General features: G+C 57.5%; 11 protein-coding genes and 1 pseudogene. 1 reads left to right on the top strand and 11 read right to left on the bottom strand.

Annotated features, from left to right (window positions below; translation table 11 throughout):
• From H7C19_RS09325 to H7C19_RS09300, 6 genes and pseudogenes are all read right to left on the bottom strand, one after another.
• Positions 1–402 (bottom strand): annotated as a pseudogene (locus H7C19_RS09325) (alpha-mannosidase); the annotation flags it as partial.
• Positions 403–444: 42 nt separating this feature from the next.
• The gene (locus H7C19_RS09320) at positions 445–3246 is read right to left on the bottom strand and encodes a glycoside hydrolase family 38 N-terminal domain-containing protein (RefSeq protein WP_185142360.1); all 2802 of its coding nucleotides are present in this window, start codon (positions 3244–3246) and stop codon (positions 445–447) included.
• Between the two features lie 27 nt (positions 3247–3273).
• Positions 3274–4104, bottom strand: a complete 831-nt coding sequence (locus tag H7C19_RS09315) for a carbohydrate ABC transporter permease (protein WP_185142359.1) — start codon at positions 4102–4104, stop codon at positions 3274–3276.
• Between the two features lie 15 nt (positions 4105–4119).
• A complete protein-coding gene (locus tag H7C19_RS09310; protein WP_185142358.1) occupies positions 4120–5049 on the bottom strand; it encodes a carbohydrate ABC transporter permease in 930 nt (309 codons plus the stop codon).
• 2 nt (positions 5050–5051) lie between these two features.
• Positions 5052–6317: an ABC transporter substrate-binding protein gene (locus H7C19_RS09305; protein ID WP_221469131.1), complete on the bottom strand. Its 1266-nt coding sequence runs from the start codon at positions 6315–6317 to the stop codon at positions 5052–5054.
• Positions 6318–6687: 370 nt separating this feature from the next.
• On the bottom strand, positions 6688–9360 hold the full coding sequence (locus H7C19_RS09300; RefSeq protein WP_185142356.1) for an alpha-mannosidase: 2673 nt from the start codon (positions 9358–9360) through the stop codon (positions 6688–6690).
• A gap of 186 nt (positions 9361–9546) precedes the next feature.
• Here H7C19_RS09300 and H7C19_RS09295 point away from each other — a divergent pair, with 186 nt between their 5' ends.
• Complete coding sequence (locus H7C19_RS09295) at positions 9547–10719, top strand: GntR family transcriptional regulator (protein WP_185142355.1); 1173 nt, start codon at positions 9547–9549, stop codon at positions 10717–10719.
• 49 nt (positions 10720–10768) lie between these two features.
• On the opposite strand, the gene H7C19_RS09290 is transcribed toward H7C19_RS09295, so the two are convergent.
• The 5 genes from H7C19_RS09290 to H7C19_RS09270 form a co-directional block, all read right to left on the bottom strand.
• Entirely contained in the window at positions 10769–12154 is a 1386-nt protein-coding gene (locus H7C19_RS09290; RefSeq protein ID WP_185142354.1) for an ABC transporter substrate-binding protein, read from the bottom strand.
• A gap of 147 nt (positions 12155–12301) precedes the next feature.
• The gene (locus H7C19_RS09285) at positions 12302–13288 is read right to left on the bottom strand and encodes a carbohydrate ABC transporter permease (protein ID WP_185142353.1); all 987 of its coding nucleotides are present in this window, start codon (positions 13286–13288) and stop codon (positions 12302–12304) included.
• Positions 13285–14181, bottom strand: a complete 897-nt coding sequence (locus H7C19_RS09280) for a carbohydrate ABC transporter permease (RefSeq protein WP_185142352.1) — start codon at positions 14179–14181, stop codon at positions 13285–13287. Before H7C19_RS09280 ends, H7C19_RS09285 begins: the two co-directional genes overlap by 4 nt.
• Positions 14178–16385 (bottom strand): DUF5696 domain-containing protein, encoded by a 2208-nt coding sequence (locus tag H7C19_RS09275; RefSeq protein ID WP_185142351.1) that lies wholly within the window; start codon positions 16383–16385, stop codon positions 14178–14180. The genes H7C19_RS09280 and H7C19_RS09275 overlap by 4 nt, the downstream gene beginning before the upstream one ends.
• On the bottom strand, positions 16378–18420 hold the full coding sequence (locus H7C19_RS09270) for a YIP1 family protein (RefSeq protein ID WP_221469130.1): 2043 nt from the start codon (positions 18418–18420) through the stop codon (positions 16378–16380). Before H7C19_RS09270 ends, H7C19_RS09275 begins: the two co-directional genes overlap by 8 nt.
• Between the last annotated feature and the right edge of the window lie 2 nt (positions 18421–18422).

The following is an 18422-nucleotide window of genomic DNA, read 5'->3' as shown; positions in this document are numbered from 1 at the left end:
TTGCCCGGCGGTTTCCGGCGGCAGCAACACCTCGTTATGGTTGCCGCCGACCCCCTGGTACGGTTTCCCGTTCAGAAACAAGAGCGATTCGAAGCCCGACGTGTGGCCGTACCCCGTTCTGCCGAAGTCGAACAGGCCGAGCATCCGCCTTCCCGCCCATTCGGCCGGAACGGTCACCTCCGCCTTCAGCCAGGCGGTCAGGTCCCAGCCGCGCCATCGGCCGCCCAGCCCGATCTCGGTCCACTGGGCGTCCTCGGGAGGCATCGCCCCGACTACCGCCTCTTGATCGACCCAAAACCGGAAGGGACCGGTTTGACGGTGGTCGGTATAGCGGTAACGCTCCAGTTCCCGGATGCGTGCCTCCAATTTGCGTGCCGTCAACAGCATGTTATCATGAAGCACTTGATTCCCTCCTACTCCTATAGGTTGCTGCTCCCAGCCAAGTCAGAACGTGACCCTGATGTTTGCAATCGTGTTGGCGGCCACCGGAACGGCGATCCGATCGTCGTCGATGCGGACGGCAGGTACATCCGGAAGCGATAACTCGTGCATATCGACGAGCCTCGCTTGCCGCGGAGCGCTTGGAAGCCGCACCCCCGCTTCCGTCTCCGCCCCTTCCGTCTCGTAAAGCCGCACGATCCAGTCCCCGCTCCCGTCTTCCGCCAGCTTGATCGCGGAGACGGCAACGTTGCCCGTTACCTGTCCGACCATGCCGTACGTCGCGGGCAGCCGTCCCTCGCGGGCGATGTCCGACAGCACGTGCAGCGGATGATGGTACAAACGGCCGAATTCGATGAGGTCGCGGTTCGACGTGCCCAAGGCCAGCGCGATGGCGAACCGGAAGCGGTGCACGCCCAGCTCCGGGTGCGGATCCGGATCGTACGAGCTGCGCAGCAGCGTGACGGAAAGCGAGTTGTCCGCACCGCGGAAGCCATGCTTGGCGCCGGCCAGCAGCATGAACGACCGGCCCCTTCCTTCCTTGCGGCGGCCGAACGCCCAACCGTTCGCGGGAACGTCCTGCTCCCTCGCCCCCCGGACAACGGTGCCGAACGGAATATCATACACATATTCGTCGCAATCGTAGGCGAACGGCAGATGGAAATGCATCTGCGGGATGCCTAGCCCTGCCTTGCCGATCTCCTGCCAGTCGCATTCGACTTCGAAGCCCAGCAGGCTGCTGCCCGCGTCGAGCGACACTTCGACCGCAAGCTTCGAGTCGCCGAACGACATTTCGTAGCGAATCGCTTGACGCACGCCGGCGCCGTCGTAACGCTTCGACAGCCTGACTTGCCCGTGAGCGCTTTGAATTTCCATATAACGGCCGACAATCCAGGCGGACATCCCTTTGTTGAAGTCTTCCTGCACGAACCGGAAAATGCCGGAGGGCCGTCCCGGGTCGATCAGCTCCTCTCCGCTCTCCTTGTCGACGAATGAGACAATCGAAGCGTCGACCGGATGGAACACCACCCGGATCCGTTCGTTTTCCAGAACGAACTCGTCTACCTTCTCTAGTCGGGGCTCGACCTGGAAGGGCAGCGGATCTTCCCGCGCTTCCGTTCTCATCACGTAGGTGCTGTAGCCCAACGCGGGAACGCTCACCTTGACGAGCGCACGCAAGAAATAATGGGACCAATAATGGTTGAACCCATGGTCGATGATCTGGTGCTCCGTCGCGCGGCCCTCGTCGTCTTCGAAGACGACGTGCGAAATGTTGCCGTTCCAATCCCATAGCACGAATTCGGCAACCTCTTCCCGGTCGACAGGCGTGGTGTTATAGATGTGGAAAATGCGCGTGCCGCCCCGTCCGCGTCCGACCTGCGAGACTTTGAAATCTTTGCTCCCGTAGCCCACGCCGGCCCCTTCCGAAATCGAATCGGCGATCGGCTCGTCGCTGATGAACTTCGACGTGTCGATCTCGTCGGATAGGGCCCGCAGCGCCCGGTGCCGAGCCGAATTGGTCGTCGCCATCGTGTTCTGGAACATGCCCAGCGCATGCTCCCGCGTCTCGGTGACGCCGGACCCCGGCAAAATATCGTGAAATTGAGCGAACAGCACGTTCCTCCAAGCTTCCTCGAACCGGTCTGCCCGGTAAGCCGCACCGGTGCGGAGATGGGCGATCGCGCCCAGCGCTTCGGCTTCGTATAGAGCTGCTTCGGCCGTGCGGTTGGCCAGCTTGATACGGCTCTGCGAAGTATAGCAGCCGCTGAACACGAAGTTCAGCTCGTTTTGCACAACCGGAAGCTGATCTGCGACCTGCTCGACCAAGGCGAAAAATTGCGCGTACGTGCCGAATTCGACTGTCGGATAAACCGGCCACGTCGCCATATCGAGCAGGCGTTCGATATCGCGCCGCGTCGGACCGCCGCCGTGATCGCCGATTCCATACACCTTCAGCATCGTCGTCATGTTGTGGTTCGCGCAGAACTCGGGCACATATAGCCCCGCTCCATATTCAATGTAGGCGTTGTACCAGATCGGCTCGCGATACGCGATCACGGACTTGCCGGACGGCGCGACCCAGCGGTAGATATGATGGCCTTCATAGCCGCGGCAATGATAATAATAGCGGACTCCGCCGTCGGCCAATATTTCCGGAACGTTCGCGCTATGTCCAAACGTATCCGGCTCGAAATCGATATTCAGCGACTCCGGCGGGATATCCAGCAGCTTGGACAAATAACGGCGCGTGTAGAGCAGGTGGCGCGACAAGCTTTCGCCGTTGGGCATGTTCTTGTCTGCTTCCACCCAATGCGACGCCGTCACCTCCCAGCGCCCTTCCTTGACTCTTTGTTTGATTTCCGGCAGCATCTCGGGAGCATATTCCTCGACGATGCGGTAAATCGCCGCCTGCGACTGGGAGAACGTGAAGGACGGATATTCCTCCATGAGATCCAGCACCGTCCGGAACGTATCGAGCGTAATTTGCACGGTCTCGTCCCAGCCCCACTGCCAGTTCATATCGATGTGGGCATGCGCCGTACACAGCAGCCTGAGCTTCTTGGCCTCCGCCGAGAGTCCGGCAATCATGCCCTCCGCCTGAACGGCGGCGCTTCGCGTGATGACGCCTTCTTCGGAAGCCCGGTCGGTCAAGTAATCGACAGCCTCTTCCAGTAGCGAATCAAATCGTCCGCCGTTCACTTTGGACAACCGGTACGCGTATTCGAGCTGCGTCAGGATTCTCTCCGGCCAATAGCCGGAAGCTTTGTGCCGATTCAGGCGCTGCAATTTGGGCACAAAGGCATGCATGGCGATCTCCCCTTTCCTTTTGCCCTTCTATGATTTAATCGCTCCTGCGGACAAGCCTTGGATGTAATACTTTTGAAAGAATAGAAACGCCAGCACGACCGGCACGATGGAGATAAGCGCCCCCGCCATCAATACGTTCCATTGCCGGAACACGCCGGAGTCCAGCAGCAGCACCGCCAGAGGCAAAGTGAACAATTTGGCGTCGTTCAGCATGACCATCGGCAGGACAAGCGAGTTCCACGATCCGAGGAAGTTCGTAATGGTAATGGTCGCCATAGCCGGCAGCGCAAGCGGAATGTAAATCCGGAACAGCGTCCGGAAAATGCCGGCTCCGTCCAGTCTGACGGACTCGTAAATCTCGTGGGGAATGGACCGGAAGTAATTGCGGAACAAAAACACGGCCAGAGGCGCGCTTCCGTTCACCAACGGCAGGATCAGTCCCAAGTGGGTATTGAGCAAATGCAATTCGTTCTCCGTCAAATACAGCGGAATCATGATCGTGATGCCCGGAACGAACATCATGGCAAGAAAGATATAGAACCAGAAGGCGCTGCCGGGAAATCTCAACTTGGCGAAGGCGAACCCTGCCATCGTATAGAAAAGGTTGATGCCGACAAGCGTCCAGAACGTCACATTGACGCTGTTCACGAAATAGCGAAAGAAATGCATGCGATCCCAAACATCGACATACGTGTGCCAATTCCACGCTCCCGTCGGAAATAGCGCATAACCCGCGAACACCTCGAAAGGCTCTTTGAAGGAAGCGCCGATCATCCACAGCAGGGGATAGACGCAGATAGCCGACCAGAGAAGCAGAATCGCATAGCTGATCATTTTCGCCGAATAACCGCGTTTCATCTCGCCTCTCCCCCCCTAGGTTTTCTCTTTGAGCGTTCTCATGCTGATCAAGGAGATGACGAACGTCAGCGCGAACATCGTCCATCCCATCGCGTTCGCCCTGCCCAAATCGCCTTTCATGTTGACGAATGCCTCTTGATAGATCACAACGCTAACCACCTCGGTGGAGCCGGCTGGTCCGCCCTTCGTCATGATCCAGATCGGATCGAAGATTTGAATCGCCCCGTTCAGACTCATAATGACGGCGATGACCGTAATCGGCTTTAACATCGGCCATGTGATGTGCAGCAGCTTCTGCCCGAAGCTGGCGCCGTCGATGTCCGCGGACTCGTACAAATGCGAGTCGATCGTCTGCAGACCGGCGAAGTAAAGAATCATCGTGCCGGGAATCATCCCCCACACGATTACCGCGATAATGGCAGGCAGCGACGTGTGCAGTTCTCCGAGCCAGCCGTTGGCGGCCACCGCGCTCTTCCATCCGATCGCTTGCAGCAGCCGGTTCAGCAAACCGGAAGGCTCGTAAATGCCGGTCCAAACGTAATAGATGGCAACCGAGGATGAAACCATCGGCAGAAGGAGAAGCGTCCGGAACAGACGGACGCCTCGCGCGATGTTCTGCAGCAGGACGGAAATGAGCAGCGACACCGGTATGACGAGCGCAACGACCGAAACGCAAATGACCAAGTTGTTGCGCAGTGCCCGCCAGAAGCTTTCCGACAAAAGCTGGTCGTCTCCGAGCAAAAAATCTTTAAAGTTGTCGAGCCCGGCGAACTTCGCGTTCGCGATCAGCGAACCGTGGCCCATATGGAAAAAAGACAGCCCGATCGAGAACAGCACCGTGAATAGACCGATGACGAGAAACAATAGGATGGCCGGAGCCATTAGCAAGTACGCCGACGCGGCTTCTCTCCGAGCCGCCTTGCTGTAGAAGCTGCCGCTTTTCATCCTTATTGTTCCTTCGCTTTCTCTGCTTCGGCCGCCTTGTCGAATTCGCGGGCCGCTTCCTCGGCCGTCGCAGAGCCCAGAATGATCTTCTGCTTCATCTCATGGAACTTGTTCCATTCGGCCCCGAACACTTTGTTGTAAGTATCCGCATTGTCCGCATACCAGTTCGCCTCCGAGCCGATGGAGCCGATCATGCTCTGCAAGATGGGGCTGAGCGAATCGCGGTTCTTCAATTGGACGGACGGAACGTCTAACGCGCCGGCCGCATACAGCGTCATGCCTTCCTCAGAAGTCAAATATTTGACGAAATCGATGGCTTCCTGCTTGTGCGGTCCATTATCCGTCACGATTGCCTGCACGAGCGGGAAAGAAGGCAATTTCGCGTCAGGCTCCTTCGAGCCTTCGTAGGCCGGTACCCGAAAGCTGACGATGTCTTCCGGTTTCATGCCGAGGGCGGTCAGACTAGACAACGTAAAGGTGCCGCCGAGCGTATAGGCCGCTTTGCCTTGCGCGAACGCCTGGTCCGACGGGTCGATGTCGAGCGATACCGCGCCCTTCAGCAGATTGCCCGACCGGGAGATGTCTTCGATGAATTTGGCGACCTGCAGATGAGCCGGATCCGACATTTTCGATTCCCGGTTCATGAACTTCGTAAATTCCTCAGGCCCGTTCTTCATGTAATCCTGGAAGTTCGCCATCCAGTTCTCGTACACCGAGAACGTCTTGGCGCTGAATACGAAGCCGGGAACGCCCGTCTTCGCTTTCACCGTATCCATGTCTTTCAGCCATTGCTCCACCGTCGGCGGCGCTTCGAGCGGTACGCCCGCTTCTTGGAGCAGCTTGGCATTTCCGTAGATCGTATAGAAGGAGCCGACATCGATCGGAATGCCGTAATATTGGCCGATTTGACGGCTCTTGAGCCAATCGCTCGCTTTCTTGTCTTTCGCGTAGGAATCTAGTTGGCTCTGCTTGATCACGGTGCCGGACAATGCGGAAGGGTAGAAGCTGTTCTTCCATGCCGGGTCCTTGTCCAGCTCGGCCGACCATTCCATCGCTCTTCCGTCGAAAGCCCCGTTCGTCGGACCGGACCAGTACAAGTAAATGTCAGGCAAATTATTGGCCGTAGCCGCGGCGGTCACTTTCTGCGTATAGGCGTCGTCCGGCGTCGTCACTTGCGTCTCGACCGTGATGCCAGTCTTTTTCTTATAGGCGTCGGCAACCGCTTTCAATCCGGGATCGAACCCCACCTTCCAGTGCCATAGCGTCAAGGTGACATCGCTTTTCGGCGCAGCGCTCCCTCCCGGTGACGCACCCGTTCCTGTATTCCCCGGTTCATTGCCCCCTCCGCACGCGGTTAGCGCGAGCATGAGAACAGCCGTAACGAAAACGATCATGTTCCGCTTTGCCCATACGTTCTTTTTCATGGTTACACCTCGTTAAATGATGATTGACATGCTGTGGCCTTCTGTTTTGATAGCGCTTTCCAGAATCGGCTTTGAACGATCATGATGACGCTTCCCGATTGCGCGATTACGGCCGCCCCCCTTTTATTTATTATATCTATATACAACTAAATTCAGTTGTATATAGATATAATTTAACGTATGGCATTTGATCTGTAAAGAACTATTTTCTTAATCATTGAATTAAACCTTTCGTCATCACCGTGGCGATTTTTTTAACGGGCAGCGTGAGACAAACAGCGTTATTTTCCCTATTCGCAGGTCCGATGATTTGCTCGCTTAGATTCGCCTCGGACGTGACGCGGCTTCGCTCAAACAGCTCGCCGGTCATTCGGACGTGCTGCTCCTCCGTGCTCAAGTTCACGAGCCGAAGCGTGAGCCCGTCGCCGAAATCGGCCTTTTTCAGCGCGGTCAGTTGAACGGAGGGATCGCCTTCGACGGTCGCCCACGACAGCTCGGGCGACAAGCTTCCGCCGTGAATGGATGTCGACACCGCGCGCATAGGAACGTTGAACGCTTGAGCTTCACGCAGCGCGAAACGATAGTCTCCACGGTGAGGCACAATGGCGAATCGAGCGGTGAAAGGCCCGATGCATTGCGCGCCTGGCGTCGGGAAGTAGTTCCAGTCGCCCAGCTCGCCGACACAGCGCAGCAGCGTCAGCGCCATCGTGTTCCGGCCGTCCCGCAGCACCTCGTATTCCGGCAAACCTTCCGCAGCAATCGCAAGCCCAACCGATCCGTCGGTTAATTCGAAGAACGATTGCATTCGTTCGCTCCGCGCCGGGTTCGTCCATCCGCTCCACGGTTCGATGATTCTCTCGACCACGTCGAACGGCGCGTCCGCGTAGACACTGTCCGCACGGAGATCGCTCGGGAACAGCACCCGCAGCCTATGGTCCTTGATTTGATTGTCGAGACGTACCTCAACGTCGAGCCTGCGAGCTTCCGCCTCCAGATGCAGTTCGATCTCGATCTTCTGCAGCTTCGTTTGTCCCGAGCGCTTCATCCCTTCGCGCTCTGCCGGGAGTTCGAGGGTATGGACCAGGCGGACGGATGCGGTGAAGCCGGTCGATATGTTTTCCAGCTGCGCCGGGCGGCCGGCCGTCGTGACAGTCTCCGCTTCCTGTGCTGCGACGTACATATATTCGTTGCCGATGTCTCCCGTGTCTTCCAAGATGAGCAAATCCTCGAACACCCGGCCCGTCTCTTTGTCCGTGAGGCGAACGCGGCCGTCTCCTCCCACTTCGATACGTAGAAAGGCATTTTCCAACAACGCCGAGCTGCCGGAAACCGTACAGGTTGGCCGCTTTTGTTGCGGCCATGCGGGAACCGGCGTCGTAGGCTTCTCCAACCAAATCAAAGATCGATGGCCTACAGCGGGGACGTTCCCGGTGGGAAAACGCAAGATGTACCGTCGTTTTTTCCACGGAATCCGGAACTTGTCATCGGGCAGCGTGAAACCATGCACCCATCCGCGATCCTCGGAGTCATACGGAACGGGATCCCCGGTGCTGTCGAGCAGCACCCATTGGTCAGTTTGTATTTCTTCCTCCACATCCACTTCCGCCGTCACCCATTCGCTTCGTTCCCAGCCGAGCGGATTGAACACGACGATCGGAAACGCGGCGCCTTTCGCACGCTCGGCTCCGGCTGAAGCAAGCATCGACGCGGTGTCTACGGCGGTCGCGAGCGACGCAAGCGCCTTGCCGCTGAGCGACTCGGCGATTTGCCAAGCCTTGCGGTAACGAGTCAACATTTCTTCATGCACTTCGTCCACGCTGCACCCGCAGATGGAGTCGTGCGGATGATTTTGCAGGAGCAGCTTCCAGGCATGACGGACGAAAGCTTCCGGATAGGTCCCGCCGAGCAAGCCGGCGATGGCCGTGAACGGTTCGACCCACCGTTCCATTTCCGTCTGAAGCCGGACGTTCCATTGCTTGAGGTGCATCCTCGCGGACGCCGTATTGACAAGCGTCCCCCACCCCGTCGTATATTCGCCGATCAGCTCGCCCGTTACCGTCGGCCATTCCGCAGGGGTGCTCCGAAGCGCTTCGAAATAATGCGGAAAATGACTGTGCACGAACGAATAGCCTGACCGGACCCGATTAAGCTCGTCGATCGCCTGGCCGACATTCGCTTGCACCGGCTGGTGGTCGCAGCCGTTCATCAGTAGCAAATGCCGCGTCGTCGCCACCCGCTCGACATTGGCAAGCATCACTTCCGCCCGTTCCCGCGCCTCTTCGGGATCCGTCGGCAGTTCCATTCCGTTATGGTACCAGTTTGCCAGAAAGACGGATAACACTTTGGAGCCGTCTGGGGCTTCCCACCATAATTCGGACGGATAGCGGTCGATCGCATCGGCGACGACCGTGTTGTTTTCCGCGATCGCATTAATCCCCCGCCCGAACACCGCCGCGTCGATCCCAAACCCGCGCAGCAGCTGCGCGGTCTGCGAGATATTGCCGAACGTGTCGGGGTAATAACCGATCTTTGCCACGCCTCCCAACTGCTCCGCCCGCCGCATCCCGATTTGCAGATTGCGAATTTGCGCCTCTCCGCTCGTCAGAAAGGCGTCTTGCAGCACATACCACGGGCCGACGAACAATTTGCCGGCTTCGACCAGCTTGCGAATCCGGGATTCCTGCTCGGGACGAATCTCCAAATAATCGTCAATGGGGAGCACGTGTCCGTCCATATGGAAATATTCGAACCCGTTGCCCCCGGTTTCCAGCAGTTCCATCACCCGGTCGATCAGCTGAACCAGTCGAATGCGAAACTTCTCGAATGGCATATACCACTCGCGATCCCAATGTGAATGCGAAATAATGTGAACTGTCTTGTTGTCCAACCGCTACCCTCTCCCATCATTCCCTTTAATAAATATTCAAGTTTATATCTTGTTGTCTCTTGGTTATATTAAATATTATAACTTTCATAAAATCAAGCAAATTAAGCTCACTAGCTATATACACTTGAACCGGAATGTTGTACATTTGATATAAACATTGATTTCGTTGCAGGAGTGAATTCCGACATGGCAAAATCTTCCCCCCGAATCCCGCTGTACACCCAGATTCGCCAATATATCCGAGATCAAATCGAGCGAAAAGCCTGGCTTCCCGGCGACCGCATTCCTTCCGAGAACGAACTGGCGGGACGCTTTAACGTAAGCCGGATAACGGTGAAGAACGCGCTCTCCAAGCTAAACGAAGAGGGCCTCATCTTCCGGGTACAGGGCAAAGGCTCATTCATCTCGCCCGATCCCTTCGGCGAACCGCTCATTTATGCTCCGGACGCGGCGCTCGGCGGCAAGAACAAAGGCTTGGTCGCCTATTTGATGCCTCGCCTGGTCAATTCATTCACCGCCCGGATGCTCGACGGCGTCGAAGCCGAACTGGCCAAGCACGGGTACCGGCTCATTTTTTGCAAGACGAAGGACTCCCAGGAAATCGAAAAAGAAGTGCTGCAGGAAGTCATCCAACTCGGGGTGAAGGGCATTATCATTTTCCCGGTGGATGGCGAAACGTACAGCGAAGACATCCTGCGACTGACGCTGATCGATTTCCCCCTTGTCGTCATTGACCGTTATTTGCGGGGAATCGAGACGAACTGCGTATACGCTGACAACGTGGAAGGCGCCCGAATGGCTACCGAGCATCTGATCTCCTTGAACCATACAAAGATCGGCTTCTTGTCCACCGTCTACCCCGGAACGACCAGCCTGGAGGACAGGCTGGTCGGCTACGAAAAGGCGTTGGCCGAGCATCATATTCCCGTCGAGCACAGGCTGCGCCTTACCCATTTCGCTCCGGAGCCGATGAACACCGTGTTGGACGAAGGAATCGCGGACGAAACGGCGAAGAAGGAAATGCAGCTGTATCTGAAAGAGAACCCGGACATGAGCGCGGTTTTCGCCGTCAACTCGGCGGTCGGCCTTACCCTGATCGAGGCCGCGGTCGATATGGGCATTCGGGTGCCCGAAGATTTGTCCGTCGTGTTCTTCGACAATTACGAGCTTGCCGCCCTGTCCGCCATCCCGCCGACGTGCGTCAGCCAGGACGAACTCGAGATCGGCAAGGAAGCGGTCAGGCTGCTCGTGTCCGTGATCGACAATCCGAAGAAGGAGCGGAGCAGAGTCGTGCTTCCGAACAAATTAATCGTCCGCAAGTCGACCGCTCCGTGCACGGTCAAACCGGGCACGAACTGAACTGCAATTAATAGGAGAGGCCTCCCCGGCCTCTCCTTTTTCCATTCACCTATTTCGCGGCTTCGCTGCGCAGCTGCAGCGTCTTCTTGTTCCACGCCTCGACCAGCGGGATGACGCTGTTCGGATCCTTGCCGTCCAAGATGACCTCCGACACCCAAGGCTGCCACCACATGTATTCGGAGAATGCCGGAATCGTCGGTCCGGGCGCGATGCTGCCCATGTCCTTGGTCAGTATCACCGCGCTCTTGTTCTTGCCTTTCCAGAGCGGCGATTGATCGATATAGGCGTTGAGTTCGTCGCTGATGACGGATGCGTTCGCGCCGTGGTCGATTTTCCACTTCTGCGCTTCCATCTCGAACTGGAAGCTGATCCATTTGTACGCCGCGTCCTTGTGCTTCGATCCCGCCAGCATCGCGATCGGTCCGTAGATGTGATAAGTCGACTGCTTCACTTTGCCCTTCGGGAACGGCAGCACGTCCCATTCAAATTTGGCCTCTTTGCTGAGCGATTCGAGCACCGCGTCGTAGCCGATACCGAACAACGTCTTCCCGGTGATAAATTTGCTCACGGAATCGCCCAGTTCAGCCGCTTTTTTGTTACCCGGAAGCGAGCCGTCCTTCGTCATCAGCTCCTGCATCCATTTCACGTCGGCCAGCACGGCGGGCGAATTCAGGACGCTCTGGGTCAAATCCGCGTTCATGTAAGCCAAATTCGGCGCGCTTCCGTTGGCAACCGCCATCGCGGTCGCGAAATGGCCGGCGAAGATCGGGTCGTTCGTCAGGCCGTATTCTCCGGCCGCCGGATCGGTCGCGGCTTTCGCCATGCTGCGGAAGTCGTCGTAGGTCCAATCGTTCGAAGGCATCTCCAGTCCATATTTGTCCAGAAGATCCTTGTTCACGAGAATCCACATCGGAACGTCGACGAATGGAATGGCGAACCGTTTGCCCCCGATTTCCATCGATTCGAAAAAGCCTTCGGGCAGCTTCACGTTTTTCATGTTCTCATCTTGATCCATGTACGGCTTCAAATCTTCCAGAAGCCCCCCTTTGAGGTACGGGGTGAAATCCATCAACCAGGTCAAATCGGCGGGCGTCCCCGCCGCTTCCAGGGCGGCGGTTTTTTCTACGATCCCGTTGTCGTCCGCTCCGCCGATCAGATCCGCTTCCACCGTGATCCACGGGTATTTGGCATGGAACTTGTCATAAAGCTCCTGGTACGTGTTATTCCACGTAATCAGCCTGAGCGTCACGGGGTCGTGCTTCTCTTCGGATGGCGGCGCCGAAGCCGAAGCCCCCGGCGTTCCCGCGCTCTCCGACCCCGGCGCGGGCGTGCCGCCGCTCTCGTTGTTTTTGCCGCTGCATGCCGACATGACGACGGAAAAGAGCAGCACGATACCGAGCAGTAAGGCCGTTTTCCAGTGTCCTCTTCTTTTCATCCGTTTTACCCTCCCGATTTTGGTTGATAACTGGTTTTCCTTCCGTACGATTACACCTGATGCTGCCGATCGCCCTTCATTCGGACATTCGAATGGACCCTGCTTCGGACCTTCGTCCGGCTTCACCTCCTCTCGAAATTTTCCCGGTTACTCGACCAGCCCCGTGCGTTCGATGCCTTCGACGAACCAGCGCTGCATGAACATGTAGAGGACGAGAGGCGGGAAAATGATGAGAAAAGCGGCCGCCATCTTAGGCGATTCCGAGATGGGATCGATTTTGCGCAACGCCTCTCCGCCGCCTCCGGCCGGCACGCCGGTCAGCACCTCCTGAAGCCTGTCGAGGCTGATGGACAGCGGCAAATAATGGTCCCGCAGAAACATCGACGGCTCGTAATACAGGTTCCAATACCAGATGAAAGAGAACAGGAACACGACCAAACAAGCGGAACGGGCCAGCGGGAGCATGATGCGGGAGAAGAGCCGGAATGCCGAAGCTCCGTCCAGTTTGGCCGCCTCCTCCAGCGTCGCCGGCAGCGTCCGGAAAAACTGCCGGAAAATGATGATGAAAAGCGCGCTGCGCACACCCTGGCCGAACAACGCCGGGACGATAAAAACGAACGGCGTATCGAGAAGCCCCAGCTTGCTGTAAATGACATAAAGCGGAATGATGGTGATTTGCGGCGGCACCAGGAACGTCAGGATCACAAGGAAGGTCACCAGTCCCCGTCCCGGAAACGTTAATCTGGCCAGCGCATAGCCGGTCATCGCGCATACCGCAACCTGGATCGCCGAGCAGACGAACGCGATCGTCAGCGTGTGGACGAACGCCTGGGGATAGTGCAGCCCCCGCCAAGCCGTTCTCAGATTGCTGAAATCGAGCTCGCGCGGAATCCATTTGACCGTCGGATCGAGCAAGTCGTTTAAGTTTTTGAACATCGTACTGATGATGTAGAAGAGCGGCTGGAGATACAAATAGGCGATGATCGAGAGCAGAAAGTAGATGATCAGCCGCGCGCCCCACCCTTCGTTCGCCTGCTGACCAAGCGCGAGCATCTTGACCCGCTGCACGGAGCTGCTCCACAGGAACCGGGATACGCCGGCCGATGCCGCACGGTAAGTCTCCGCGAGTTTCAAGCCCTTCCCCCCCTTCTTTTGGCGCTGCTGCTGAACAAACGCAATACGATCGCCAGCAGCACGAAAATAAACGCGAAGTAAATCCAGGCCAGCGCGCTCGAATATCCGTAACCGGTATCGGGCTTGAACATGTTTTTCCGGACATGCTCAAGCACCGGGTTCATCGGAAACGTGAACAAATCAACAATGGTGTACAGCGTGTTCAGGCTGATGAAGGGCAGCGTCGCGGGCAGCGTGATTTTCCAGAAACTGTCCCACGGCGTCGCTCCGTCGATGCGTACCGCCTCGTACACGGATTTCGGAATCGTCTGGTAGCCCGCGATATAAATCAAAATTTGCACGCCTGAATACCACAGAATGATGACGGTTTTGCCCAACACGCTCAGGACGGGCTGCGCCAGCCCCTCCCCGACGTACTTCTGCACGATCGGCTCGAGATTGTATTGGTCCATGAACGGAATTTCTCCCGCGTTCTGGGCGAACAGCTCGGTCAGCACTTGTCCCGTCGCGAAGATGACCGGCAGGAAGAACACCGCGCGGAACAGAAACCGGCCGGGAAAACGCTGATTGAGCAGCAGAGAAACAAGAAGCGAGAAAATGACGATAATCGGGATCATCAAAAGCATTTCCTGCACGTATTCGATCAACTGGATCGGGAACACGTTGTCCTTCACGAATGCATCCTTGAAGTTCTGCAGTCCGACGAAATCGTACGAGAAACCTCCCGTCGTCGCGACGACTTTGTGGAAGCTCATGAAGAACGACCAGCCGAGCGGAAAAGCGATCAGGGCGCCGAAGCCGATCGCCCATGGGAGAATGAACAGGTAGCCGACGCCGTACTGCTTCAGCCGGGAGCGGAGGAAGCCTTTATGCCGCTGCTTCGTCTCTTTCATCTGGATCCTCCATCCTGCACCGCAAAAGTGTTGCGGCCATAATCGACGGTCACCGTCGCACCATTCTCGTAGACCGTGACGAACACGTCATCCGCGATTTTCCGATGATCGACGATCGCTTGATCGTACAGCTTCGAGAGCCGGTCGAAATCCCGGTATTCCGTCCGGATGCGTTCTTTCCACTCATCGAACCGGCTGCTGTAAATGTAGGAGGACGGCGTGTTCTTCAGCTTCCGGGCCGGGTCGTGCGTCAGCACGAATGACGGGAGCGCGCCGTACTCGATCGCCTTGAGAAATTCCCTCTCGTAATCGTTGCGAACGTTGCCGGGCGCTCCGTAGTAAGGCACATAGCCGTGAAGCGCAATCGGATAGAAAGGCACCGATTCATCGACAATCAGGTTGTAGTTCGAGTAGAGCGGAAAGTCCGCGATGTAGTCGACCGCTCCGATCGTAAAGTCGTTACCCTGGTAGACACCCGCCTGCCCGAGCTCCTTTCGCGCATAATCCAGCAGCCCGCGGTAGAGACGCTCCGTCTCGGCGCGTTCGGTCGGCGCCCGTTCGTAGTCGCGGAACGTCGTCTCGCCTAGCCAATTGAAGTGAATGCCGTCGACTCCGATCTCTTTGAGCTTGCCGGCCGTCTCCAAGCCGTAACCGACCGTAAGCGAGGGTTTCAGGAGAAAATCGTTCCATGAGGTGAAGAACACGGTGCCGTCGATGCCGCGCGCTCCGTTGGATTTGGCGGATACGGCAGATCTGACATCGACATAGACGAAGTTGTCCTCGAACAGCACCGGGAAGCCGAGGCGGTGCATCTCGTCCACGAACGCTTGCGCGGCTTTCTTCCCGCCCAGCTTGCTTTCGATCGGAAACCGTTTCGTCGCATTGAAGTCGCCGCCGTCCTGCCAGCCCGAATAGATGATCCGGATGCGGTCCACGCCGCCGTTTTTAAGCTCCTTCACCATGTCCGCCGCCTGCGCGAACGTGGTCGCGGCCACGTAACGGTCGCGGCTGTAAGCTTCCTCCGAGTTGCCGCCGATGATGCCCAGATTGAGCGGAACGTGGTCAACCGGCGCCAGCTTGCTTCCCAGCCGTCCGTCCTCCTGAAGCCGGCTCCGGTAGCTTTCGGCCATGCCGACGTAGTCCGCCTTGCTCCCCGAAAGCAACCGGTATTCGACCGAGCGGTCGAGCTTCATCCGGTCGGTCTCCACCGCTTTCACCGGATTCTGCAGCCGGCCGGTTCTGCGCAAATATTCCTCCCGGTATTTGAAGCTGGCCCCGACGTTGTAGTAGCTCGATTTCAAACCGGCCGGCATCGCCTTGATGTCCGTTTCCTCTTTGCCGTTCTCCACGACGGCGACATAGGCGTGGTCCCCCCGCTTCACGCCGAACGCCGGAAAAGCGATGGGCTGCTGACCGCGCTCCTTCCTGGAGATCTCGGGGCCGTAGATTTGTTGCACGTAGCCTTGCGATAAGCTGGATCGACTCGCGTTGAAGTTGATCAGCCCGCCGGGGCCGTCCGGGACGAACAGGTAGCCGTCTTCGCCGGCCTTCGCCGCGCCGAAATACGGCAGCACGTCGAACGAGTACAAAGCGTATTCCCCGTCTTCCCGGATCCCTTGATCCGGCACGCGAACGAGAAGGCCGAGCTCCGTGAGCTCGTATTGGACGACGACGCGAATCCGTTTTTTCTCAAACGCGTACGTGACCTGGATGCCCCGATCGTAGCGGGTAAGCGTCGTCCGCAGCTCTTTGCTCGAGGCGTTCAGCTGATCCCGCCTCGACCTGTCGTCTCCTTGCGTTCCGACATATTCCAACACGATCGGTGACTTCAAGTTGGACAGCAGCAGCCCTTTCACCGTCTCGTCTTTCAGCGATGCCTCCGGCGGATTGCTGCGCCAATCGTAGCCGCCGGCCTTGTCGGCGACGATGATTTGTGTCGTCTGCGGGTGAATGCGGAGCGCGAATTTGCCGTTCTCGAGCGCCGGCACGAATCCTTCGGCGTCTGCCTCGGCAGCGCCCGGCTGCCAAGGTTGCCCCTCGTAGTCGGGCATCGCCGCCGTCCGTAACGGCGGCAGGTTCAGCTCCTTCGGTGTCGGCAGAGCTTCGCCGCCGGACAGGATAGAGACGAACCCCAGGACAACGAGAAGAGCGGCGAACAGAATCCCGATCGTTCTCGGGCGAATGGGAAGGGATCGTTCAGCCAAAGTAGATCGCCTCCCGGTACAATTGAATGAAGAAGTCATATAGATTAAAAGTCAACCCGGATACGATAAAGGCGAAAAACCAAATGATGCCGATCGCGAACGCCGTAATGAGCGAATTGCGGATCGTCTCGACGAACTCGAAGTTGTGAATGACCTGCATGCTGACAAAAAACAGGCAAAGCAGCCAGATGAGCATGGCCTGATGCAGGGCGTCGACGAGAACCCTCTCTTCCAGCACGACGATGTTGGAGAGCAGCAAGAGGGGCAGGGAGAAAACCAGGTAAGGCGCAAGCGCGTACGTGCTTGACTGTACGACTTCCCGAAACCGCCCTTCGCCGCCTCTGACGCTGCACACCAAATAATTGGCGATAATCCAAGTCAGCCATGGCACCGCAAAGAAGATCAGCTTGTTCGGCAAATTGATTTGCGACGTATCGACGGGATTGAACACGAACCCGGTAAAATAGATCGCCAGCACCTTGTAGCCGACGGCCGCTAGCAGAATCGCGACGATCACAGGCCATGAGACGGTCCGCTCCTTCAGCTTGTAAAACGCGTGGTATGGATGGATCAGCACGTATCCGATATCCTTCAGCTCCAGGAAGTACCGGACGAGCCGCGGTGGCCAGGCACGTGCCCGAACGCGGCGCCGCGCGGCCTTGTAACCGTATTTGATCCCGAGGCAAGCGGCGGCGACCACGGCAAACAGCGCGGCCAAATGGCGTTGAAGCCACGCGTAGCGGACTTCCCAGAACGCCTGCGAGTATCCGTCGACGTCATACGCGGTCTTGAAATTTTCGATCGCTTCCGCGTACTCCTTCTCTTCCAGGTCGACTTTGCCAAGCCCCTGGAACGTCATGTTGAACATTTCGTTCTGCGCGCTCACGCTTTCCCAATACGGCTTGCTTTTCTCGTAATCGCCTTTCGCAAACAGCATGATGGCGGTGAGCACGTTTTCGCCGAACGGGGTACGCTTGAACGTCTGGATGTTCTTCAGCTTGCTGTCCGCCACCCAGATCTCGAATGCGGAGTTCACCGCCAGTGAAGTCGGGAAACCGAACACGCCTTTGCGCACGGACTCGGAATCGATATCTCCAAAGGCGAACAGAGCATTTCCCAGCGGATCGTAGAGCGTCAAGGCCGCGTTATGCGAATCGATGCCATATAGGAAACCTTCCCGGTCGACGGCCACGTCGACGATCCCTTCCGTATTCTGCAAGGCTTTGTTCCGAAACGTATCGAAACCGCCGGGATTCAGCTTCCGGATGTTGCCGCTGCCCCTTCCGGCCGACGCGGTGTAAATAAATCCGTCCGAGCCGATGGTCGCGTTCGTGATCGCGCGGGGCCGGTTGGCGACCTCCTTCTCCAGCTGTTCCTTGTTCAAAATCAGATGCTTCAGCCAGTTGGAGTAAGACTGCTCCGCCTTGTTCGAACCGAATGCGCCCGTGAAGCGGCCGTCCGGGTCTACCCGGAGCAAGCCCAGTTCGGAGCCGCTGATGCCGATATACATCACGCCGCGCTTGTCGACGACGATTTTCGAGGGAACGAAATAGGTATCCGCGGGTAAGTAAGACGAATCGGGCTTTTTGTATTCGCGTATCCATCGGCCTTCCCGACTGTAGACGGCAATTCGTTCGTTGCCCGTGTCCGCGACGTATACCGTCCCATCGAAAGCGGCGAATACACCCTCCGGAGCCTTGAGCGCGCCGGGGCCTTCGGCATCGCCGATCGTCCGGCGAAGGGTGCCGTCGCGGCGGATGACGACGATCCGGTTGGCCGCACGGTCGACGACGTAAGCGTCGTCGTCGTCTCCGATGAATAAATCGACCGGCTCCTCCAAAGAGAGCGAAATCGTGCGATCCGGCACATAGACGGCTTGAATCCGGCTCCAATCGCCGGAATTGGCATCGTTAAAGTACGTGCGGTAGGGCAGCTCGGCCGACGCCGGCAACGGCGCCGATACGAAGAGGAACGCGGTGGCCAGCACGAGAACCGCCATTCTTTTCCACATGGTCATCTCTTCCTTTGCTTCCATGG

Origin of the sequence: Cohnella nanjingensis (assembly GCF_014212125.1) — a bacterium.
Classification (GTDB): domain Bacteria; phylum Bacillota; class Bacilli; order Paenibacillales; family Paenibacillaceae; genus Cohnella; species Cohnella nanjingensis.
This window is presented reverse-complemented; position numbering and strand designations above follow the sequence as displayed.